General features: G+C 63.6%; 19 protein-coding genes and 1 pseudogene. 7 read left to right on the plus strand and 13 right to left on the minus strand.

Annotation, left to right across the window (positions count from 1 at the left end; genetic code table 11):
- From cysD to OR16_RS18730, 5 genes and pseudogenes are all read right to left on the minus strand, one after another.
- Positions 1-784, minus strand: a pseudogene (gene cysD / locus OR16_RS18710) (sulfate adenylyltransferase subunit CysD); the annotation flags it as partial.
- Between the two features lie 11 nt (positions 785-795).
- Entirely contained in the window at positions 796-1,584 is a 789-nt protein-coding gene (locus OR16_RS18715) for a phosphoadenylyl-sulfate reductase (RefSeq protein ID WP_006159505.1), read from the minus strand.
- A complete protein-coding gene (locus OR16_RS18720) occupies positions 1,581-2,162 on the minus strand; it encodes a DUF934 domain-containing protein (protein ID WP_006159506.1) in 582 nt (193 codons plus the stop codon). Before OR16_RS18720 ends, OR16_RS18715 begins: the two co-directional genes overlap by 4 nt.
- A gap of 17 nt (positions 2,163-2,179) precedes the next feature.
- Positions 2,180-3,859, minus strand: coding sequence for a nitrite/sulfite reductase (locus OR16_RS18725; protein ID WP_006159507.1), 1,680 nt, complete (start codon positions 3,857-3,859; stop codon positions 2,180-2,182).
- Positions 3,860-3,888: 29 nt separating this feature from the next.
- Positions 3,889-4,662 carry a sulfite exporter TauE/SafE family protein gene (locus OR16_RS18730; protein ID WP_006159508.1) on the minus strand — a complete coding sequence of 258 codons (774 nt, stop codon included), beginning with the start codon at positions 4,660-4,662 and terminating at the stop codon, positions 3,889-3,891.
- Between the two features lie 157 nt (positions 4,663-4,819).
- Between OR16_RS18730 and OR16_RS18735 the strand changes: the two genes are divergently transcribed.
- Both OR16_RS18735 and OR16_RS18740 read left to right on the plus strand, forming a co-directional pair.
- Complete coding sequence (locus OR16_RS18735) at positions 4,820-5,761, plus strand: CysB family HTH-type transcriptional regulator (protein ID WP_006159509.1); 942 nt, start codon at positions 4,820-4,822, stop codon at positions 5,759-5,761.
- Between the two features lie 246 nt (positions 5,762-6,007).
- On the plus strand, positions 6,008-7,159 hold the full coding sequence (locus OR16_RS18740; protein WP_006159510.1) for a 50S ribosomal protein L11 methyltransferase: 1,152 nt from the start codon (positions 6,008-6,010) through the stop codon (positions 7,157-7,159).
- A gap of 174 nt (positions 7,160-7,333) precedes the next feature.
- Here OR16_RS18740 and OR16_RS18745 read toward each other — a convergent pair whose 3' ends face one another.
- Positions 7,334-7,702, minus strand: coding sequence for a DUF1484 family protein (locus OR16_RS18745; protein WP_006159511.1), 369 nt, complete (start codon positions 7,700-7,702; stop codon positions 7,334-7,336).
- Positions 7,703-8,318: 616 nt separating this feature from the next.
- Here OR16_RS18745 and OR16_RS18750 point away from each other — a divergent pair.
- Entirely contained in the window at positions 8,319-9,263 is a 945-nt protein-coding gene (locus tag OR16_RS18750; RefSeq protein WP_006159512.1) for a hypothetical protein, read from the plus strand.
- 255 nt (positions 9,264-9,518) lie between these two features.
- Here the strand turns inward: OR16_RS18750 and OR16_RS39850 are convergent, their stop codons facing one another.
- The 5 genes from OR16_RS39850 to OR16_RS18775 form a co-directional block, all read right to left on the minus strand.
- Positions 9,519-10,052: a hypothetical protein gene (locus OR16_RS39850; protein WP_006159513.1), complete on the minus strand. Its 534-nt coding sequence runs from the start codon at positions 10,050-10,052 to the stop codon at positions 9,519-9,521.
- Positions 10,053-10,079: 27 nt separating this feature from the next.
- The gene (locus OR16_RS18760) at positions 10,080-11,321 is read right to left on the minus strand and encodes a thiolase family protein (protein ID WP_006159514.1); all 1,242 of its coding nucleotides are present in this window, start codon (positions 11,319-11,321) and stop codon (positions 10,080-10,082) included.
- Between the two features lie 67 nt (positions 11,322-11,388).
- Entirely contained in the window at positions 11,389-12,507 is a 1,119-nt protein-coding gene (locus OR16_RS18765) for a saccharopine dehydrogenase family protein (protein WP_006159515.1), read from the minus strand.
- A 41-nt stretch (positions 12,508-12,548) separates the two neighbouring features.
- A complete protein-coding gene (locus OR16_RS18770; RefSeq protein WP_006159516.1) occupies positions 12,549-13,967 on the minus strand; it encodes a class I adenylate-forming enzyme family protein in 1,419 nt (472 codons plus the stop codon).
- The gene (locus OR16_RS18775) at positions 13,967-15,250 is read right to left on the minus strand and encodes an acyl-CoA dehydrogenase family protein (RefSeq protein WP_006159517.1); all 1,284 of its coding nucleotides are present in this window, start codon (positions 15,248-15,250) and stop codon (positions 13,967-13,969) included. Before OR16_RS18775 ends, OR16_RS18770 begins: the two co-directional genes overlap by 1 nt.
- Positions 15,251-15,505: 255 nt before the next feature.
- Between OR16_RS18775 and OR16_RS18780 the strand changes: the two genes are divergently transcribed.
- A complete protein-coding gene (locus OR16_RS18780) occupies positions 15,506-18,205 on the plus strand; it encodes a LuxR C-terminal-related transcriptional regulator (protein ID WP_006159518.1) in 2,700 nt (899 codons plus the stop codon).
- 307 nt (positions 18,206-18,512) lie between these two features.
- Here the strand turns inward: OR16_RS18780 and OR16_RS18785 are convergent, their stop codons facing one another.
- Positions 18,513-19,082 (minus strand): YdeI/OmpD-associated family protein, encoded by a 570-nt coding sequence (locus tag OR16_RS18785; protein ID WP_043420308.1) that lies wholly within the window; start codon positions 19,080-19,082, stop codon positions 18,513-18,515.
- Between the two features lie 337 nt (positions 19,083-19,419).
- Here OR16_RS18785 and OR16_RS18790 point away from each other — a divergent pair, with 337 nt between their 5' ends.
- Together OR16_RS18790 and OR16_RS41470 are read left to right on the plus strand one after the other, a co-directional pair.
- Positions 19,420-19,884 carry a YaiI/YqxD family protein gene (locus OR16_RS18790; RefSeq protein WP_006159520.1) on the plus strand — a complete coding sequence of 155 codons (465 nt, stop codon included), beginning with the start codon at positions 19,420-19,422 and terminating at the stop codon, positions 19,882-19,884.
- Positions 19,885-20,067: 183 nt separating this feature from the next.
- On the plus strand, positions 20,068-20,277 hold the full coding sequence (locus OR16_RS41470) for a glutathione S-transferase N-terminal domain-containing protein (RefSeq protein ID WP_423739664.1): 210 nt from the start codon (positions 20,068-20,070) through the stop codon (positions 20,275-20,277).
- Here OR16_RS41470 and OR16_RS18795 read toward each other — a convergent pair.
- A complete protein-coding gene (locus tag OR16_RS18795) occupies positions 20,250-20,672 on the minus strand; it encodes a glutathione S-transferase family protein (RefSeq protein WP_337459847.1) in 423 nt (140 codons plus the stop codon). The genes OR16_RS41470 and OR16_RS18795 overlap by 28 nt on opposite strands.
- 182 nt (positions 20,673-20,854) lie before the next feature.
- Between OR16_RS18795 and OR16_RS18800 the strand changes: the two genes are divergently transcribed.
- The gene (locus OR16_RS18800) at positions 20,855-21,970 is read left to right on the plus strand and encodes an alkene reductase (RefSeq protein WP_006159522.1); all 1,116 of its coding nucleotides are present in this window, start codon (positions 20,855-20,857) and stop codon (positions 21,968-21,970) included.
- Position 21,971 lies beyond the last annotated feature (1 nt).

A 21,971-nucleotide genomic window follows, 5' to 3' on the forward strand; every position in this document is an offset into this window, starting at 1 on the left:
CGCACCGACGATCACTTCGCTGACGTCGCCGTCCTGCTCGGCGTGATCGGCGTGACCGGCACCAGCAGGCCGTTCTTCTTCACCACTTCGCGCTGGTGCGCGTAGTAGATCGGGGCAGCTCAAGCTCTTCACGGGCGATGTACTGCCACACGTCCAGCTCGGTCCAGTTGGAGATCGGAAACACGCGCATCTGCTCGCCGGCCGCCATGCGGGCGTTGTACAAGCTCCACAGTTCCGGGCGCTGGGCCTTCGGGTCCCATTGGCCGAACTCGTCGCGGAAGGAGAAGATGCGCTCCTTGGCGCGGGCCTTTTCCTCGTCGCGGCGGGCACCGCCCATCAGCGCGTCGTACTTGTGGGCCTCGATGGTTTCCAGCAGCGTCACGGCTTGCGCGGCATTGCGCGAGTCGGTTTCCTTGCGCAGGCGCACAGTGCCGCGCTTGATGGAATCTTCCACATGGCCCACCACCAGGCGCGCGCCCAGCTCGGCCACGCGCTGATCACGGAAGCGGATCACTTCCGGGTAGTTGTGGCCGGTGTCGATATGCACCAGCGGGAACGGCAGTTCGGTCTTGCGCTCGCCCAGGCGGAAGGCCTTGAGCGCCAGGTGCAGCATGACGATGGAGTCCTTGCCGCCCGAGAACAGCAGCGCCGGGTTGCGGCACTCCGCCACCACCTCGCGGATGATGTAGATGGATTCCGCCTCGAGCTTGTCGAGGTGATCGTTTTGCACTTGCAGCAGGTGCGCCACTTCCGGCGCGCCGGTCAGTTCGTTCATGATGCCCATTTTGTCTGGCCTCAATGCTTGATGTTCTGTTCGTGAAGCCCGCACTCTTTCGAGTCCTTGCTCTCCCACCACCACCGTCCGGCACGTACATCCTCGCCGGCGCGCACAGCGCGCGTACAAGGCTCGCAGCCGATGCTGGGGTAGCCCTTGGCATGCAGCGCATTGACCGGCACATTATGGCGCTTCAGGTAAGCCCAGACCTCGGCCTCGCTCCAGTCGGCGAGTGGGTTGAACTTCGGAATGCCGCGTGCCTCGTCATTTTCCTCGAACGGCAGCTCCGAGCGCGTCACCGCCTGTTCGCGGCGCTGGCCGGTCAGCCAGGCGTCCGCATGTGACAGCGCCCGGTTCAGCGGCTCCACCTTGCGGATGCCGCAGCAATTCTTGCGCAGTTCCACGCTGTCGTAGAACGCGTTCAGGCCATGGTTCTTCAGGTAGTTCTCCACGGCCTCGGGGTCCGGCGTGAAACGCTCGATGTCGTAGCCGTAATGCGCCTTGACCTCGTCCAGCACCGCCAGCGTCTCGGCGTGCAGGCGGCCGGTTTGCAGCGTGAACACGCGGATGCCGGCGCGCACCTGCTCGGTGCCGCGCAGGATGGCATCGGTCACCACCATGTCTTCGGCCGCCAGGCTGGACGCAAAGCGGGCGCGGAAAAAACGGCCGGCGATCTGCGCCAGGCGCAGGCCCAGCTCACGCTCCTTGGCCTCCAGATCCGCCACGCTGCCGGTGTACTCCGGCGCGGTCCACAGCGCCGGCGGGCGCAGTGACGAGACCGGAGCCTCGACGATAGCAATCTCGCTCATACCGTTTCCTTGCCCAGCGCTTCGGCGCGGTTGCGGCGGAACAGCGGCAGCGGCTCATCCACCGATGCCTGGTAGGCCACGGTGAACTCGGTGAAGCCCTTGATGGCGTCCTCGATGTTCTTGTCCGCGCGCACGGCGAAGGTGTCGAAGCCGCAGCGCTTCATGAAATTCAGCTGGTCGCGCAGCACGTCGCCGATGGCGCGCAGCTGGCCGGACCAGTTGTAGCGGGTGCGGAGCAGGTAGGCGGTGGAAAAGCCACGGCCATCGCGGAACACGGGAAAATCCACCGCGACCACGGCCACGCTGGCAAACGCGGCCTGCGCGTCGGCCGGCTCGTCTTCCGGCGCCAGCCAGATGCCAGTGATGTCGGCGGCGCGGCCGGCCAGAACACCATCCTTGTGCGCCAGCCATGCGGTCAGCGGGAACAGCACAGCGTCCTTGCCTTGTGCGGCGGCGATGATTTGGTCGTCGGTCAGAGCCGCGCCCTCGGCACCGCGCAGCACCGTCCATGCATCGTCGATGATGACCGGAACCGGGTTGGCGCCTTCGCGGCGTTGCAGTTGAATAATCTTTGCCATGTCGTTATCTCCGGTGCTCAGGCTTCGGCGCGTTCGCGTTGCTTGTCGGCGTAGACGCGTTCCTTGAACGGGGCGATGCCGATACGGCCCAGCACGTCGATGAAGCGTTCGTCGTCATGGCGGTTGGCCACATAGGTGTCGATGATGCGCGACACCACATCCGGCATTTCGTCCGCCTTGAACGACGGGCCAATCACCTTGCCGATGGCGCTCTTGTTGCCTTGCGCGCCGCCCAGCGTAACCTGGTACCACTCCTCGCCGTCCTTATCCACACCCAGCACGCCGATGTTGCCAACGTGGTGGTGGCCGCAAGCGTTGATGCAACCCGAGATATTGAGCGAGATCTCGCCCAGGTCGTGCACGTAGTCCAGGTTGTCGAAACGCTCCTGGATGGCCAGCGCGATCGGGATCGACTTGGCATTGGCCAGCGAGCAGAAATCGCCGCCCGGGCAAGCAATGATATCGGTCAGCAGGCCGATGTTGGCGGTAGCCAGGCCGCCCTTCTTGGCTTCTTGCCACAGCGCGTACAGGTCGCGCTTCTTCACGTCCGGCAGCACCAGGTTCTGCTCGTGCGCCACGCGCAGCTCGCCGTAGCCGTAGCGGTCGGCCAGGTCAGCCACCAGGTCGATCTGCGCATCGGTGGCATCTCCCGGGGGCGATGCCGCGCCGGGCTTGGTCGACAGCGTGACGGCGGCGTAGCCGGGCACCTTGTGCGCATGCACGCTGCGGCTCACCCAGCGGGCGAAGGCCTTTTCCTCCAGCAGGTGCTTCTCATACGACGCATCGGTATCGGCCAGCTTGTCGTAGGCCGGGGGCGCGAAGTACTGCGCCACGCGGTCGAACTCGGCCTGCGTGATGGTGGCGGGACCATCCTTGCTGTGCTGCCATTCGTCCTCGACTTCCTGCGCGAACTTCTCCGCGCCGATGGCCTTCACCAGGATCTTGATGCGCGCCTTGTACTTGTTGTCGCGCCGGCCATAGCGGTTGTACACGCGAATGGCGGACTCCACGTACGACAGCAGGTGCTGCCACGGCAGGTCTTCCTTGATCACCGAACCCAGGATCGGCGTGCGGCCCAGGCCGCCGCCGGCCAGGATGCGCAAGCGCGTTTCGCCCTCGGCGTTGCGGTACGCGTAGATGCCGATATCGTGCATCTGCACCACGGCGCGGTCGTCGGCCGACGCGGAGATGGCGATCTTGAACTTGCGCGGCAGGAACGCGAATTCCGGCTGGAACGTGCTCCACTGGCGCAGCAGCTCAGCCAGCACGCGCGGGTCCACGGACTCATCGGGCGTGACGCCGGCGAAGTGGTCGGTGGTGATGTTGCGCACGCAGTTGCCGGAGGTCTGGATGCCGTGCATCTCGACGCTGGCGAGTTCGGCCAGCACGTCGGGCACGCGCTCCAGGTCCATCCAGTTGTACTGGATGTTCTGGCGGGTGGAGAAGTGGCCATAGCCGCGGTCATACTCGCGCGCGATATGGCCCAGCATGCGCATCTGCTCGGATGACAGCAGGCCGTACGGAATCGCCACGCGCAGCATGTAGGCATGGCGCTGCATGTACAGGCCATTCTGCAAGCGCAGCGGCAGGAATTCTTCCTCGGTCAGCTCGTCGGACAGGCGGCGGCGCACCTGGTCACGGAACTGGGCTACGCGTTCGTTGACGATGCGCTGGTCGTATTGGTCGTACTGATACATGGTGTGGGTCCGTTCAGTATTCGTTAAATTCAGGAGACGAGCTTGATGGCGACCAGCGTCAGCGTGGTAGCCAGCGCGGCGCGCACCAGCCGCTCGGGCAACGCCCGCGACAGTTGCGCGCCCAGCCAGATGCCGGGGATCGAACCCACCAGCAAGGCCAGCAAAAGAGCCCAGTTCACCGTGCCGAGCCACACATGGCCCAGACCGGCAAGCGCCGTCAACGGGACGGCGTAGGCGATATCGGTGCCCGCCACTTCGGCAGGCTTCATACGGGGATAGAGCAACAAGATCAAGGTGGCGCCAACAGCACCGGCGCCGATCGAGGACACCGTCACCAGCACGCCGATCACGGCACCCACCGCGATGGTGGCAATGGTCTGGGCACGGCCTTCCAGCTGGAATTTGGGGTTGCGGGACAGCCAGGCCAGCATCTGCTTGCGGAACAGCAGCGACAAGACCGTCAGGATCACCGACACGCCGATGGTCATGCGGATGGCATGCAGCCACTGCGCGTTGAGCTCACCGGCGCTCTTGAGCACCAGGATGGCCACCACCGCGGCCGGCAGGCTGCCGATGCACAGGCGGCGCACCACCTGCCACTGCACATGGCCGTGGGCGCGGTGCGCCAGCGTGCCAAAGCCCTTGGTGATTGCCGCGAAAGCGAGGTCGGTGCCGACCGCCGTAGCCGGCGAAAAGCCGAACAGCAAGGTCAGCAGCGGCGTCATGAGCGAACCCCCGCCTACCCCGGTCAGACCGACGAGGACGCCTACTAGCAGACCGGAAACGGTATAGGCAAGAGACATTAGGGTTCACCTGGCCGGCAAGCGCCCGTTGCTGCCTAAAAGTGAGGCAAGCACACGGAGGTTCCGACGGTTCATTAACAAAGTTCGAGAATCGTAATAAACTGCCCTCATATCTCAAACTAATAAGAAGTTGTTTTGTTTATACGAACACAGTTATATGAACCTGCATCAGTTCCGCTTTGTGCGCGAAGCCGTACGTCAGAACTACAACCTGACCGAAGCCGCTAAAGCGCTCTACACATCACAACCGGGTGTCTCCAAGGCCATCATCGAGCTGGAAGAAGAGCTCGGCGTGGACATCTTTACCCGCCACGGCAAGCGCATTCGCAGCCTGACGGAGCCCGGCCGCCGCATCCTGGAGTCGGTGGAGAAGATCCTGCAGGAAGTGGAAAGCCTGAAACGCGTGGGCAAGGACTACGCCGCCCAGGACCAGGGCAACTTCACCATCGCCACCACCCACACGCAGGCACGCTACGCCCTGCCCCGCGTGATCGCGGAGTTCACCAAGCGCTACCCCAAAGTGCGCCTCTCCATACAACAGGGCAATCCCACCCAGATCGCCGACATGGTGCTGCACGACCACGCCGACATCGGGATCGCCACGGAAGGCATCTCGGCCGACAAGAACCTGATCTCCCTGCCCGGCTACCAATGGCAGCACGTGATCGTCATGCCACCCGACCACCCCCTGCTGGAAAAGAAGCACCTGGCGCTGGAAGACCTGATGGGTTACCCACTCATCACTTATGATCCCAACTTCGCCGGCCGCCCCAAGATCGACAAAGCCTTCGAGCTGCGCCACCTCAAGCCCGACATCATCCTGGAAGCCATCGACGCCGACGTCATCAAGACCTACGTGGAGATCGGCCTGGGCGTAGGCATCGTCGCCGGCGTGGCCTTTGACGCCGAGCGCGACCGCAACCTGCGCGGCATTCCCGCCGGCCACCTGTTCGGCACCAATGTCACGCACCTTGCGGTCAAGCAAGGCGCCTACCTGCGCAGCTTTGTGTATACCTTTATTGAGCTGTTCTCCCCGACGCTGAACCGCAAGCTGGTAGAACAAGCCATGTCGGGCGAGCACGAAGCCTACGAACTCTGACACACCGCCACTACCGCTACCACCGCTACCACCGCTACCACGATCACTACCCCATCCTGCGCGGCTGACGCTATATAGAGACAGACAGCCACCAGCCGCGCCATGCCAGCCCCGCCACGGCGCCCCGGATATGCCACCGGCGCAGCGCGGGGACGGATCACCTTGAATGGCCAACCCCGGTTGGCCAGACTTATCAGCACAACGCAGCACAACCATTGGCCGCCCCAAGGCAGCCAGAAAGACCATATGACAGAGCAAGCCACCATCCACTGGACCGAAGACGGCGAAGAACGCAGCGCAAACTGGCAATCCGAAGCCGGCACGCCCCCGCCCAAGCGCGTCGTCATCGCTGACGACACCACCACCGGCGACACCGCCTACCGCCTCGCCTGCGAAGGCACCGCCATGCTCTGGCGCGGCGACTTCCAGAACGCCCGCCAGCTGCTGCAAGCCCTGGCCCGCCGCGCCGACAAGCCCAAGAAAGCCGCCAAGGCATCCAAGGTGCCCAAGGCCAAGCCCACCCCCACGGAAGCCTTCCACCTGCACCGCCAGGCCCAGTCCCAGCGCGCCCGCACGCTCTCCATGCTGCTGCTGCCCTTCGACGCCGACCACCTCGTGCCCCTGCGCCGCTCGCCCGATGTGCGCGAAGCCTGCCTTGAAGCCTACGGCGAGGTCGACGCCCCGTACGTAGCCTCCATGCGCGAACTGCTCGGCCTGATCGGCGCCCACGAGTGGCGTAAAAAAGGCGTGGAAATCCCCGCCCTGGCCGAACGCATCCACCCCTACTACGGCGTGTTCTCCCCCGTGCGCGGCGAATACATCGACCTGGTCGCCAAGGCCCAGCTACCCGCCGGCGCCCTCAACCTGGCCTTCGACATCGGCACCGGCACCGGCGTGCTGGCCGCCCTGCTGGCCCAGCGCGGCGTCAAGCGCGTCATCGCCACCGACATGGACCCGCGCGCACTCGCCTGCGCCAGCGACAACATCCACCGCCTGAAGGCCGCTGCCCAGGTGGAAGTCGTTGAGGCCGACCTCTTCCCCGAAGGCCGCGCCCCGCTGGTGGTGTGCAACCCGCCGTGGGTACCGGCACGCCCCAACTCGCCGATCGAGCGCGCGGTGTATGACCCGGACTGCCAGATGCTGAAGGGCTTTATCGCCGGGCTGGCGGATCACCTGGAGCCCAAGGGCGAAGGCTGGCTGCTGCTGTCGGACCTGGCTGAACACCTGGGCCTGCGTACGCGGGACCAGTTGCTGGGCTGGATCGATGAAGCCGGGCTGAAGGTGCTGGGGCGGCTGGAGGTGAAGCCGAACCACCCGAAGGCTGCGGACATGAGCGACCCGCTGCACGCTGCGCGTGCGGCTGAGGTGACTTCGTTGTGGCGGTTGGGTATCAAGTAAGCTGTAGCTGATAAACCGGGCGGCGCTCGTCGCCTTGGTTCAAAGACACCAGAGCCGTTTCAACCTCCGCTCTGTTGTCTCCCCTCTCCCGCCTGCGGGAGAGGGGCGGGGGAGAGGGCGGGAGCTAGCAAGAGCGACGCATCTCACCCTTCCACAAGCCCCCTCCCCTCTGCCTCAAAGCAACCCTTGCACCCGATTCAAAGCCGCATCCAACTGCTGCTTCAACGGCGTCAGCAAGCAATGCAGGCCGTGACTATCCTCTACCTCGTCACTGTCGTAATCCAGCAATCTTAGAACGGAGCCAAGGCCTGCGCTTACGCGTAGTAGATCGGCGCAGCTTTCTTGCGCGATGCCTTGGGCGTCGTTGCGCAGCGCGTCTAGTTGGTAGGCTAGTTCCTGGATGCTTAGTTTTGTGGGGGTGTCCGCAGGGAAGGTGATGCGGATCAGGTCGGCGAGCAGGTCGGATTGCCGGGAGAGGGTGAGCGTGCGCTCGGGTGGATCGACGTAGGTGATTTGCTCGGAGCGAGCGAGGGTGTCAGACATAGCGGCTTCCTAGTTTGGGTTGGAAGACCCGCCGCTCATTTCCACGTGAGGGTGGCGGGCCCGCAGCGAGGGTGGAAACCGGAACGTAGGAACCGGCCAGCCCGAAAGCTGCCCCGCCCGGCCCGCCGTAGTCATACTACGCGCGCACGAACGCACGGACACAAAAAAAGCCGCAAATAGCGGCTGTCCGCCTACGTTTTCCGGGTTTCCACGCCCGATCACCTTTGTTTGAGGTGACTAGCAGATTGTCGGGGAGGTTTGGGAGGGTGTCAATCAGCGAGGACTATGCTGTGGACTACGCCAAGATCCGCGTTGGCTATCAGGGCATACTCGGACCGCACCGGCGGCGTTCGAATCGATAGATCGCCGTACCCGCGATGATCGCAGCAACGAACCGAGATGAAATGACAGGCCCAATGGCAGGTTTGGGTCGGTCTGAGACAGCCGGCCCTGGCGGAGGGCCGAAGTCAGAGTCCGGCCATCTTGAGTCGTCCACCGGACGACCCGCTGACGGTCGCATATAGAATCCGGGCGGAGAAAATTGTAACAGTGGGAAGGTTAGGAGCTACTCAGTGCTGTTAGCGGCCGGTATTCGCCGTGACACCATCCTCAAACCATGACCAACATCACGCACGACCAAATCGAAGCCGCCAAGGCGATCCTTTTCTCCAAACAACGGGTTTCGACCAGCCTTCTGCAACGCACCCTGAAATTGCCCTACTCAGACACAGAGGCAGTTCTCAATGCCCTGCAACATCAGGATGTGGTAACCCCTCGCCTAGATGGCGTTCGCCGGTTGACGAAGGCGTTCGAGAACGAAGACACCACGGCTCGTGTCTCGTTCGTGCGGTCCGTCTTCGAATCCGTCCGCTATTTTTCGGAAATGTGGGAGGAAGGAAATAGCGGCCACACGAAGATCATGAAGCTTCTGCGCCCGTCCTCGCAGGTCGCGCCGCTTCAGATTCGGAAACTCATACTCCATGAGTGTTTCCAGACTCGGCGGATGGGGTTGCTAGAGGCATCGGTGGCGTTAGTTGAATACTGCTGTGACCGAGGCCTTGCGCCTGCGGTCGACGACGATGACCTTTCCGAGTTGGGCATCATGTGCTCGTCCGCCTCACGTCCATTCACCTTGGTCAGCGATCCAGCAGCGATGAGGAAGCGCTCCTTCGTCCGACTGGCTCGCTACCTAAGCCTTCGAGGCATGGACTCCGACACGCGTTGCTTCGAGTATTTCCTTCGCGGCGTGTACGACGTACCGACGGGCCAGGGGAAGAATGGAGGAACCTACAACGAGCACGTGGTGCCGCTTGCCTACATCCGAAAGCACTGCGTGCACCTATTGACGCAGGGAGGTACAGCCGAGCAAGCCACAAGCGACATCATCCGGTTTCTGGCAATCGTAAAAATCACCGACGACGAGCGAAACTATCTGGATCGCAGCATCAGCTCCGGCGGGCTAGGGTTGCAGGTCGACATGCCTGAGGCTTGGTACCCCGAAGTGGGGGACATCTTTGCGCGCCTCCACAAGGCGGGCATCGAGTTTCAGATGTCGACGTGACCGGCATAAAGGCAGAAAAGCTCATCGCCGCTCTTTTGGGGAAAGACCTGATCCGAGGGCCGCGTTCGGCCAGTTTGAGTCAGTCGATCCCATTGTGTCGATGACCGATTCGGCGCGACAAGCGGCCCATCCGGCCTCAGCTCCACGAATGCCCGCTGAATGGTAGCGAACGGTCAGACGTGTATTTCGGGCTATGGATACCACGCAAGGACTTCGAACCCACTACCAGGGCACACTAGCTAGCGGGCATTGCCGCTATGCCCGCAGCCGGCGATCCGCGTCCAGCCCGAAAACGGCTGACCACCGCTGCGCCTGAGCCAGGTTTTCCCGCAGCGGACGCACCGAAACGTCGCGCAGGAAATGGACAGATGCGCCGAGCCACGTCCGCCTTGACGGCAGCTGGCCGTGATGCCGGCGGCGCTCGGCCCGGCACATCCGCGTTGACGCCACCAAGAACAGAGCCCGCCATGACAGCATGCCGGCCTCGTCGACGAAGGCCTTGCACCGTTCGCGGTGACGCCCCAATGGCACGCCAAGGTCCGCCGCCGAGGCAAAGCTCACGATCTGCCGCCTGCGCGATGTGCTCTGCATCCAGTCCTCGAACAGTAGGCCGAGCGATTCCTCATAGCTGGCGCCACCACTTTGCACCGCTTCCAGCCCCGCCCGGCGGGCGTATGCGGTCACGTCGCGTACCTCACGCAGCAACTCGGAAAGCTCGGCGCTTAGCCGGTGCGGCACCGCAGCGCCCTGACGCGCGACGATCCCGACAGGTGCTTGAACGGATGCCATACCACCTCCTCCTCGCCGATTGCCCGATTACCTGCCCAGAATCGTAAGGCAGGCCACTGCCTCTTCCACGCCGTGCAGGCCTCCGCCGTTCTCGGCGATAGCGATTCGTGCACCGTCCACCTGACGCGCGCCTGCCTCTGCTCGCAACTGCGATACCAGCTCATAGACCTGCCCAAGGCCCGTGGCGCCGATTGGATGCCCCTTGGACTCCAGGCCGCCGGAGGTGTTGACGGGGATGCGCCCGCCGATACTCGTATCGCCCCGCTCCGCTGCCAGCCCCCCCTCGCCAGGTTCGCAGAGGCCGAGCGCCTCCACCTGGATCACTTCGCCGATGGCGCTGGCGTCATGCACTTCCGCGACCGAGATATCGCGCGGCCCCACCCCTGCAATCCGGTATGCGTCGGCCGACCCTTTGCGCACAAGGTGATCGGCAAGCTGTGCCGGTGCGCGGTCGCTGCCGGTCACCACGACGGATGCGAGCACGCGGATGGCACGGCTGCGGCTGCCGTTGAGCCGGGCAAGACCCGCCTCGCTGCACACGATGGCAGCGGCAGCCCCATCGCTGATGGGCGAGCACATCGGCAGTGTCAGCGGAAACGTGATCGGCGGCGCGGCCAGGATTTCCTCGATGGTGTAGGCCTCGCGGTATTGCGACAGCGGGTTGTGGACGGAATGCCGATGGTTCTTGGCGGAGACGGCGGCAAAATGGCGCTGCGTCGACCCGTATTCCCGCATGTGCATCCTGCCCATGGCCGCATAGATGTCCATGAACACGCTGTAGGGCTTGGGGGAGGTTGAGCCATCCGGCACTTCCACACCTTCGCCCATGGCCAGTAGCCGGGCGGTGCCGGCTTCCTTGTCGTGAACGTCCCACGCACCATCGAACACGCTCAGCGTGCGCGCCTTGTCGGTGGAGAACATCTTCTCCGCACCCACTGCCAGCACGATATCGGCGGCGCCCGCCTTGACGTACTGGACGGCCAGGTGCAGCGCCGAGCTGGCGCTGGCGCACGCATTCTCGACATTGATCACCGGGATGCCCTGGATACCCATGGTGCGCAGCGCGATCTGGCCGCGGATCATGTCCTGGCCCTCCATATGCCCCTGCGTGCAGTTGGCAAAGAAGGCGCCTTGCAGCGCACGGGCCTCGCAGCCCGCGTCCTTCAGAGCTGACGTCACGGCCTCGCGCGTCAGGTCCTTGATGCTCTTGTCGATCTGCTTGCCGAATGGCGTCATGCCGACGCCGGCGATATAAACCGTCTCGCTCATTATGTTTCCCCCGAGGTGATGGCGCCGTGCAGTCATTCCGCACCTGCGCCGTCCTGTCATTTCCGCTTCAGAGCTGCGTGACGTTCCACGCCAGGTAGCCCTGCTCCGCCTGGGCACCGATCAGTTCCCGCGCGCCGAAAGCCGCCGCCGGCGATGCAAAGCCCGTGGCCTTCTGCTTGCCGGCCAGCAGGCGCCGGGCTGCCTCTGCGTTGAAGACACCAGTCTGCGCATAGGGTGAATTTCCACGCAGCACGACCGATACCGTCGCCGTGTTGCCGCGTCCGAAGCATGACAGCACGCAGCGATTGACGTTGGGGTTCTCGCGCGGGGGCTCCACCGTGGTCATGCCCTTGCCCCAGTCATTGGTGATCCTCTCGCGCTCCTCATGCGGGAACTGCCGGCAGTCGGCTTCGAATTTCTCCAGCATGCCGAACACTGCCTGGAACGCGTCCTGGTTCTTGAAGGACACCAGCGTGCGCGCATGGCGAACACGCTCGTCGCCCTCATACCACACCGGCTCGCCACCACCACTCCACGGCAAGGCCATGATGGCGACGTGTTCGCCAGGCACATTGACGGTGTAAGCCGTGGCATAAGGCCATTCGACCAGCGCGCGGTCCTGGATGCGGTACTGCGGATTGGTGCACATGCGTAGGAACGACATGGTCGATGCCACGCTGACCTGCGAGTCGGCCAGATACACGGTTTCCAGCGTGTCGATGCCCGGCGTTTCCAGCGCCAGCTCCGTGGCCAGTACGCCTTCGGCCCACATATAGGAGTTCGCGGGGCAGAGCAGCAGGTCGCGCTGGCGGAACTTCTCGCCGAACTCCCGCTTCAGCAGCAGCATCCAGTCCTGCTCACCGGTGGTGTCGAGATAGTGTGCACCTGCCTCCAGTGCCGCCTGGACTACCGGCAGCCCCAGTTGCATGAAAGGCCCCACCACATTGATGACGACCTTGCGCCCGGTGAACAAGGTCAGCAGGTCGGCGTGCTCGTGCCGCACGCCCACGCAGCGGTAGTCGTGGCCTTCCAGTTCCGGAACCAGCGCCATCTGCGCCTCCAGGCGTGCCTGGTCGCGCCCGGCCGCAATGAAGGGAATGCCGGCGGTGGCCAGTTTCCAGGCAATTAGCTTGCCGGTGTAGCCGCTTGCACCATAGACGACGACTTCATATTGATCCGTACTCATTTTGGGTCTCCTGAGAATCATGGTGGGCATGACTTGCCCTGTCATTTGTGTGGTTTAAGCCGGTACTCGAACAGGACCTGCGGGTCAAGCTCCCTGCCGCTTGTCGGCACAATGGCGGCGACCACGTCTTTCTCGCCGGGTGCGCCGGATGCCGCCGGCACGCCGTAGACATAGACGTCAGCCACGTCTTCGCATTCGGCGATGACCTGCTCGTCGCGGTGCCCGATATCGCCCATGCGCAGCCAGCCATCGCTGGTCTTCTTCGCGGACGCGTCGGGGTTGTGCAGGTAGACCACGTCCGCCGGCGTGCCGTTGGCAGGCTGAAAGATCAGTTCCCCTGGCTGGTTTGCCGGTACATCACGATCCTGCTCGTCGACGACCCGGACATTGAGAAAAGGCGGCGGCTTACCGATGCTGCCAACCGGCCCTTCGCCCAGGTTGACGCAAAGCCCGCCCTCCACCGCGCCGTAGAACTCGACGATACGCACGTCGAACCGCTTCGCGAACGCTTCCCAGATGGCGGCGGGCATCCCCGCGCTGATGACAAAGCGCACCGGGTTGTCCGCATCGTTGGCCTTGGGCGGCTCGCTGTAGACCGCAGTGGTCATGCCGCCAAGCAGCGTGAAGGTGGTGCAGCCATACCTGCGGGCAACGTCCCACAGGCGCGACTTGGTGAAGCGCCGGCTGAACACCGCTCGCATGCCAAGCTTGAGCGTCGCGGCCAGCGTCACGATCTGCGCATTGCCGTGCGTCAGCGAGAGACCGGTATAGGGCCGGTCATCCCGTACATAGCCGAACAGCGGCGCCCACCCCGCAGCGGCGCCATAGCGCGCGTGCCGCATGACCACGCCCTTGGGATCGCCGGTGGTGCCCGAGGTGTACATGATCTGCATCGGGGCCAGCGGATCCACGCTGCGGACAGTCTGCGGGGTAACCGCCGCGCCCAGGATATCCGCCATTCGCGGATAGTCACCCTGCAGCGGCAGTACCTTCGAGGAATCGGACTCCAGCAGCCATACCCATGTCAGGTCCGGGACGTCCTGCCTGACCGCTATCAGCGTCTGCAGCGCATAGTCGGCACAGATGACCCCCCTGCAGCCCGAATGGCGAAGCATGTAAGCGAGCTTGTCGCCACGGGTGCGCGGATCGATCGGCACGAACACGGTACCGCTGATCGATGCGCCGACCATGGCGTCGACGAACTCGGGGTGGTTCTGCATCAGCAGCGCAAACCTGTCGCCTGGCGCCATGCCTGCCCGTTCGAGGGCGGCCGCGATGCGGCAGCCATTCTCCCAGAGCTGGCGGTAGGTCCTGACCTCGGCCGGGCCGCCTTCGTGGTCGAAAGTCAGCACGTCGCGGTCCGGCTCCGATTCCACGCGGTTGGCAATCAGGTTAGCCAGGATCAGTTCATCGCGCGTGGCCGCGGTGCCGTCTGCCACGCCAGCCTCAGTCGTGCCCATCACACACGCTCCTCGTCGACCAGGTAGGCCCCGCCCTTGATGGCCAGGACCTCGTTGCAGCCATCCTCGATCAGCGACGCCCGCGCATCGCGCAGGATTTTCTCGATCGGGTACTCGCGCGTCAGACCATTGCCGCCGAAGATCTGCAGCGCGTCGCTGGCCACTTCGAACGCATGCTGCGTCGAGGTGACCTTGGCCATCATCCCGGCATGCAGCGCGGGCGGATCGTTGGTCAGGTTGTAGTGCACGACACGCTGGGCGAGTGCCCGGGAGCATTCCACCTTACGTGCCAGATGGAACAGGCGGTGGGCCACCGACTGGTGACGGATGATGGGCACGCCGCCCTGCTTGCGCTCATGGGCGTAGTCAAGCGCGAGCTCATACGCGGACCTGGCCGTGCCGGTGAATACGGTGGCCATGATCGAATTGGCGAAGGTGTGGATGGCGTAGACCGCCGTCAGGTAGTCATCGGGGCCGGCGAGCAGGTAGTCCTTCGACAGGCGCACGTTGTCGAAGTAGATCTCGCCCTGGTTGAGCGCGCGCTGGCCCATCTTGTCCAGCGGCTTGCCGCGCGAGACGCCGGGTGCGTCCATCGGTACATAGACCACGCAGCCGCGCCGGCTGTCCGGGCCGTTGCCGGAATCGGCGGCGCAGTAGAGGATGCAAACCTCGGCAATGGTGCCGTTGGAGACCCACGCGGACTTCTGGCCGTTGATCACGACGCCATCGCCGTCCAGCGTTGCCACGCAGTTGGGCCGCCCGTAGTTGCCCTGGGGATGGAAGATCATGCGGTTCGCATCCAGCGAGTCCGAGCCGTGGTCCGGCTCGGTGATGCCCCAGCAGCCAAGCATCGTGTCCGGGAAGCGCTCCATCAGGAAGCGATTGCCAAATGCGGCCGCCATGAAAGCGGGCAGCAGGCCGGCGCCGATCGAGATGGCCAGGCCCGCGTCTCCCCAGCCCAGTTCCTCGAACAACACGCAAAGGACTTGGGCGCGCTCGGACGGCTCGAGTTCGAAGATGGATTCGATGGTGAAGCCCAGGTCGAGGTACTGCTTGCGCGACTTCCAGAACGGCGAGTCGGACGCGATCACCTCGTCGGGCGTCATCTTGTCGAGCCGGATGCCGACCGGCCGAAGCACCTCCTCGGCAAAACGGTGCACCGTCTCCTGGACCATGGCCGCCGTCTCGGACAGCGCCGGCTGCGCGCCAAGGGGACCAAGCTTGGGTTTTGGGGATGCCGGCATGGCTGCCGGTTCGACGTTGGGGGTGGCCGTGGCATTCATGGCGTGTCTCCTTGTGTTCAGGTGTCTGGTCGGTACGTCTGACGGTGCGTCCGATCTCTGTGCCTGAAGCTTAGGGCGCCTTGACTTCCGCCTGCATCACGCTGAACCGTGAATCGGTAGCTGGCGCGGTGTCACGGAAATCCGTGATTGCCGGTGCGGTGCCTGATATGCCACTGGCGGCCAGCGCTGGGACGCGGTACGCTGGTGACCGCGTGATCGCCCCGCCCCACGTGCCGCCAACGTCGAACCGTGCCCATGCTCCCTGGCAACGATCTTTTTTCCGCCCCTCCGCTAAATCCGCTCAAGCTGGCGCCGCCCGGTGAGAACGGGCCAGGCGTCGAGCGAAGTGCCATTGCTGCCACGTGGGCTGGCAGCCGCGCCGCCGTGACGCTGGTCTGCGCCCCAGCCGGCTTTGGCAAGACCACCGCGATGCGACAGCTCCTGGTTGCGGCGCGGCAGCACGGCGTGCCGGCTGGCTGGCTGAATCTCGACAGCGCTGACAACGACCTGGGCCGGATCACGCCTTATCTCTGGGCAGCCCTGCACACGGCACTGCCTTCGCTGGGAGAAGCACCGTCAACCGGCCAGTGGATCGATGCCTCCCGGGGGCTGCCGGGAGGATCCGCCCGGCAGCTGCTCGACGTGCTGTCCCGGGTAGAGACACCCTATGTGCTGTTCGTGGATGAATTCGAGCTGGTCAAGGACAGCAGCGTGCTGTCCCTCTTCAGCGAGCTGGCCTTCAGTCTTGGCCCGGGCCAGCGCCTGGTGCTAGGCTCACGCCACAAGCCTGGCCTGCCGCTCGGGCGCCTGCGCGTGCAACAGCGCCTGCTGGAAATCGACGCGCCGATGCTGCGCTTCAGCGCCGGCGAAGTCCGCGATTACATCACTGGCTGCCGTGGCATCGGCATGGCGGATGCGGACCTGGGCGAACTCCAGGCCCGCACCGAAGGTTGGCCCGCGGCGCTGCAGCTCGCGGCCTCGGCACTGGCCGGGCGCACAGACTCGCGCGCGTGGCTGCAGCAGCTTTCCGGCACAACCGGCAACCTCGCGGAGTACCTGGCCGAAGACGTGCTGTCCAGGCTGTCCGAGCCCCATCGCCGCTTCGTGCTGCGCTCATCCATCTTCGAGGCGATCTGCCCCCAGCTCTGCGATGCGGCGTTCGGGAGCGCGGACAGCGCGGACTGGATTGCGCAGAGCGTCAGTGGCAATCTCTTCCTGCTGCCGATCGAGACCGAAGGCGACTGGTATCGATACCATCCCCTGTTCAGGCAGTTCCTTCGTGCACAACTCTCGCGCACCGCCGCGCAGGAACTGGCCGGGCTGCATGTGCGCGCGGCGAACTGGCTTGCATCGACGGCCCGTTACGCCCAGGCCATCGCGCATGCTTCGGCTGCCGGCGATACTGCGCTGACCGCCGACCTGCTCGAACGCTGCGGCATGGATTATGTACGTGGCGGGCAAATGGCCCTGGTGGTGCAGTGGGCGGACACGCTGCCACACGCCGAACTTGAACGGCGTCCTGCCGTGCTGGCCGCTACCGCGTACGCCATGGTTTTCCTGCACCGGTATGCCGCCGCGGAACGCCTGCTGGGCGCGCTGGAGAAGCATCCCGGAGCCAGCCACGAGGAAGACGTCACCGTCTTGCGGGTCATGTTGTCAGCCTGGCTCGACCGGATGGACGATGCTGTCCTGGCGGCGCGCACGGCCCTGGCGGGCGCGGGGCCCGCGTCGCCCTTTGTCAGCGGCCTGCTCCACAACGCGGTGGCGTACGGCGATATGCTGCAGGGACGCTTTGTCCCGGCCCGGCATGCCCTGCTGCAGGCAAAGCGCGAGCTCGAATCCATCAACGCGATTTACGGATTGACCTACAGCGCTTGCATCGAAGGCATGATCGACATGCTGCAGGGCAATGTCCGTGACGGCCTTGCCCGCTTCAGTGCCATGCTGAACCGCATCGTTGCCAGCGGGCAACGCTACACGAGCTCGGGCCCGGTTGCATGCACACTGTTGGCTGAAGCACTCTACGAACTTGGCGACAGCGGCGCCGCCGACGCGCTGCTGAGCGATTACCTGCCCCTGATTCGCGACACCTGCCTGCCGGACCACCTGATCGTCGCCCATCGGCTCGCTTCCCGCATCGCGTGGCTGAGCGGCGACGCCGGCAAGGCCCTGGACCAGCTCAACACACTCCAGGAACTTGGCGACGCACGCGGCATTGCGCGCTTGGGCATGGCGGCCGCCGTCGACAGGAGCCGTCTTGCCTTACTGGCGGGTGATGTCTCCAGCGCGAGGCATGCATTGGCCGTGGCGGCGTCATTGGCGCCACCTTCCGGTACCCTGATGCGTTACTCAGACGACCTCGACGACTCAGACGACCTCGACGATCTCGAGATCGCCAGCTTTCGCATTGCGCTGGTTGCCCCCGACGAGGAAGCCGATGTGGAACGCGTCGAAGCCGCACTACGCCTTGCAGAGAGCAGCGGCCGTGCGCGGCGTGCAGTACGCCTCGCTTGGCTGCTGGCGCAGGCGCACCATGCCGCGGGCCGGTCAGCGCAAGCACAGATCTGGCTTGAGCGCGCCCTGGCACAGGGCCAGGCGTGGCAGGCGCTCCGGATCCTTGCCGATGAGCCGTGGCATCTGCAACCACTGCTGGCATCGCTGGCATCGCGGCACCATGTCTTCGATCCGCGGTACCTTGAGCGACTGATACAGGCCGCACAGGCCTCATCGCAGCGCGGGACGCACGTGCGCGGCGAACAGGAAGGCCTGCTCAGCCCTCGTGAACTCCAGATCATCCGGCGTGTCGCCGATGGCCATTCCAACAAGGCCCTGGCGCGCTTGCTGTTTGTTTCGGAAAACACCGTCGAGACACACCTGCGCCGCATCAATGGCAAGTTGGGCACAGGCAACCGGATGCAGGCCGTGGCACGCGCGAGGGAAATCGGACTTCTATGACCGAAATCCTTGGCGAGTGCAAATATCGATATCGCATCCAATATGGATGACGGCCTATGAGCCCTTACCGGCCCCCGACCAGACACGATTCGCTTGACGGCATCCGGCCGCTCCGGCCATTCGCCGGAGAATTGCCGAGCGACTCAGAAGGGTCGGGAAGCATCGACCGTTGCCTTCACCTCAATTGGCGGATGCCGGCCAGTATGAGACGTTCACGCGGCGGCTAGCCAATGTCCGAAGTTCGGACGACGCGGTCATTAGAGGTTGCATGTCCATTCGGCAATATTTCCATCAGAAGTGAAAGGATCTAGGGATAGAAGGCTTCACCACGGTTCAGCATGTTGACGAACTCCTCGATTTTACGCGCCCGTGTTTCTGGCTTTTTGGCATTCTGTACGCGAAACAGGATGGCATAGCGGTTGCGGCTATTCAGTGTTGCAAAGAACTTCTTGGCTCCCGGATTTTCGTCCAAGGCTACCTGTAGGTCGTCCGGCACGATCGAGTTACTGGCCGACGTGTAAGCTGCCTCCCAGCGGCCGTCCTTCTTAGCTTTCTCGATCTGCCTCATGCCAGGTGGGCGCATTCTGCCTGCCGCGATCAGCGTTTCAGCCCTGTCTTTGTTAAGTTTGGACCAGATGCTTTTTGCGGAGCGTGGAGTGAAGCGTTGCAACCAGTATTTTTCGCTCTCTGCCTGTTTTTGACCATCAATCCAGCCATAGCAGAGGGCACTTTCCAACGCCTGTTCGTACGTTACGGTTGGCTGCTCGGCGCCTTTTTTCGCTAGGCGCAGCCATGCTCCGGTCGAAGTGCCGCCGTTTTGCCCTAACCAGCTTTCCCATTCGGTCTGGCTGATAAACGTTAGAGGGAATTCGGTCATGTCACTATGCCCAACGGTTGAGTTCTGTGCGGGGGTGCTTCGTCCGCAGTCTAGCAGCGTTTATACGGACCTCAACGTCCTGTCTTCGACTGAAGACCGGACGCAAAGCAGCCACTCGCCGGGCCGGCTGCCTTGGGTCGCCTATCGCCGGACTAAACGGATACCCAATAGCAACGTACAAGCGCATAGCGCCGGCGACGCGGCGGTCTGCATTGGTACGGGACTGTTGCCGGCGCACGTACCGGTAATCGACAGCCCGCCGGCCTGCGTAGCGTTCCCATCGAGACGCGTACAGGCAGTAAGATGAACGTTCCCTCCCTCGAGTGGAAATACCGAGATGCAAGTATTAGTTGACGCAGATGCCTGCCCGGTTGTCGTCAAGGAAATGTTGTATCGGGCCGCGCTGCGCGTCGAAGTGTGCGTCACTCTGGTGGCGAACCAGTATATGCGTACGCCGCCTTCCCGTTTTATTCGGGCACTGCAAGTGCCGGCGGGCTTCGACGCCGCCGATGACCGTATCGTCGAACTGGTCAGCGACGGTGACCTTGTGATTACGGCGGACATACCGCTTGCCGCCGCTGCCCTAGACAAGGGCGCTTATGTGCTCGACCCACGAGGAAGCTGGTTTAGCCGTGAGAATATCCAGGAGCGCCTAACGATGCGTGAGGTGATGGACCAGCTCCGCGGCTCGGGCATCGCTACTGGCGGTCCGGCACCGTACGCCCCACAGGATAGCAAAGCGTTCGCTGCCCAATTGGATCGGTTCCTGGCACGCCATGCGCCGCCGGGTGCGGTCGCCTGAAGCGCGCGAGCCACAGCGACGCAAGTGGTACGAATCTGGTAGCGTCGCTCCGGCCAGTCGCCAATCGGCCACGAACAGCCGTTCGGCATCGCTCCCTAGAGTGTCGACAATCGGGAGCTGTCTGCGGGCGAAGCAGTGCGTGCGATTTCGCATCATTTCAATGTCGCCCACAAGAAGGTCAAGGTGTTGTGGCTTATTGGCGAGCTAGGCATTCCGCACAAGCACATACCGGCCGGAGGCACGTTTGGCGTTAGGGATACGCCTGAGTTCCTGGCAATGAATCCACATGGTCGGGTTCCGATGATCGACGATGGCGGAACCGTCGTGTGGGAATCGCACAGTATTTTGAGATACCTGGCCGCGCGCTATGGACGCCCTAATTTAAGGAAATAGCCCGCCTGCCCGAAAGCCGGGCTCAGCCCCGAAGCATGTACAAAGAGTTGCTCAAACGTGCGAGCCCGGCGCACTGGATCTCGCGAGAGAAGCTTGCCGTGCTTCTCGGCAAGATAAACAAGGATGGCCGCAGACTCGGTCAGTGCGAAATCACGGTCTTCGGTAGTCAGTACGGGCACCTTCCCGTTGGCATTCAATGCGAGAAATCCATCGCTCTTCTGCTCGCCCTTTCGAACGTTGACTGCATGAAGCGTGTAGTCGATTCCGAGTTCTTCGAGAGCGATCGGAACCTTAACGGAATTGGGCGTAGCGAATGCATAAACGCGGTACATGGCGGGTCGTCCTTTAAGAAGTATCGGGTTGGCGTGCGACGAACTTTGCGCGGCATTCGACATCCGGTGAAGTCCGGCCGGAGTGATAGGCGCTATTCCCGCAAGGAATGACCAACGACTCTCGACGACGCGTCCCTCTGACTATTCCGCCCAGGAATGACAGCTATCGCCAGGTGCTGTCTTCCGCAGATTTGCGCTTGCCCTGATGATCCCGAGGTCTTCTCCCCTTTATCAGGTAACGCGCAATGAACACGCTCTTCACCCAGACCCAAGTCGGTCCCTATCCGGTCAGCCACCGCGTCGTGATGGCGCCGCTCACACGGATGCGCACCGACGCGCACAACGTTCCCGGCGATCTGATGGTCGATTACTATGCGCAGCGCGCCTCGGCAGGCGGCTTGCTGATTTCCGACGCGACCTCGGTGTCCCCGCTTGGCTTCGCATACGTCGGTGCGCCGGGTATCTACACCGAGGCACACGCACGCGGCTGGCGACGCGTGACCGACGCCGTCCACGCAAAAGGTGGACGTATCTTCCTGCAACTGTGGCATGCGGGACGACAGGCGCACCCGGCAAACATCGGTGGAGAAGTGCCGGTTGCGCCTTCCGCCGTGCGCGCCTATGAACACTCGGCAATCCACGACGAAAACGGCGAGGTCATCGAAGTCGAACAGGTACTCCCGCGTGCCCTCGCGCTCGAAGAGATTCCGGGCGTTGTCGAAGCATTCGGTCGCGCTGCGGCGCTTGCGAAACAGGCCGGTTTCGATGGCATCGAACTGCATGCCGCCAACGGTTATCTGCCCGACCAGTTTCTGCGGGACGGCTCGAATCACCGCACGGATGCTTACGGCGGCTCGCCAGAGAACCGCGCGCGCTTTCTGTTCGAGGTGCTCGATGCCATCGGTTCGGTGTGGGACGCCGGCCAGATCGCGGTTCGTCTTTCGCCCGGAAGCTCGTATGGCACGATGTCCGATAGCGATCCGCATGCTACGTTCGGCTACGTCGCGCGTCGCCTGGATGGCTACGGCCTGGCATACCTGCATGTGGTCGAGCCGCGTGTGCGCGGTAATGATGACGTCGACGCAGCGGTGTCGGCAGTTTCGGCGAAGGACTTGCGACGTGTGTTCAAAGGCACGCTTATCGCGGCGGGTGGATTTACAGCCGACAGTGCACATCGGATCATCGAGGCAGGCGACGCCGATCTCGTGGCGTTCGGGCGTCTGTTTATCTCCAATCCGGATCTGCCCGAACGACTGCGAGTCGGGGCACCGCTGAACCATTACGACCGGTCGACGTTCTATGGCGGCGATGCGCGTGGCTACACCGATTATTCCTTCCACAGCGCGGCGCCGGTTATCTGAA

The sequence above is a fragment of the Cupriavidus basilensis OR16 genome (assembly GCF_000243095.1).
In the GTDB taxonomy this organism is placed as follows: Bacteria; Pseudomonadota; Gammaproteobacteria; order Burkholderiales; family Burkholderiaceae; genus Cupriavidus; species Cupriavidus basilensis_D.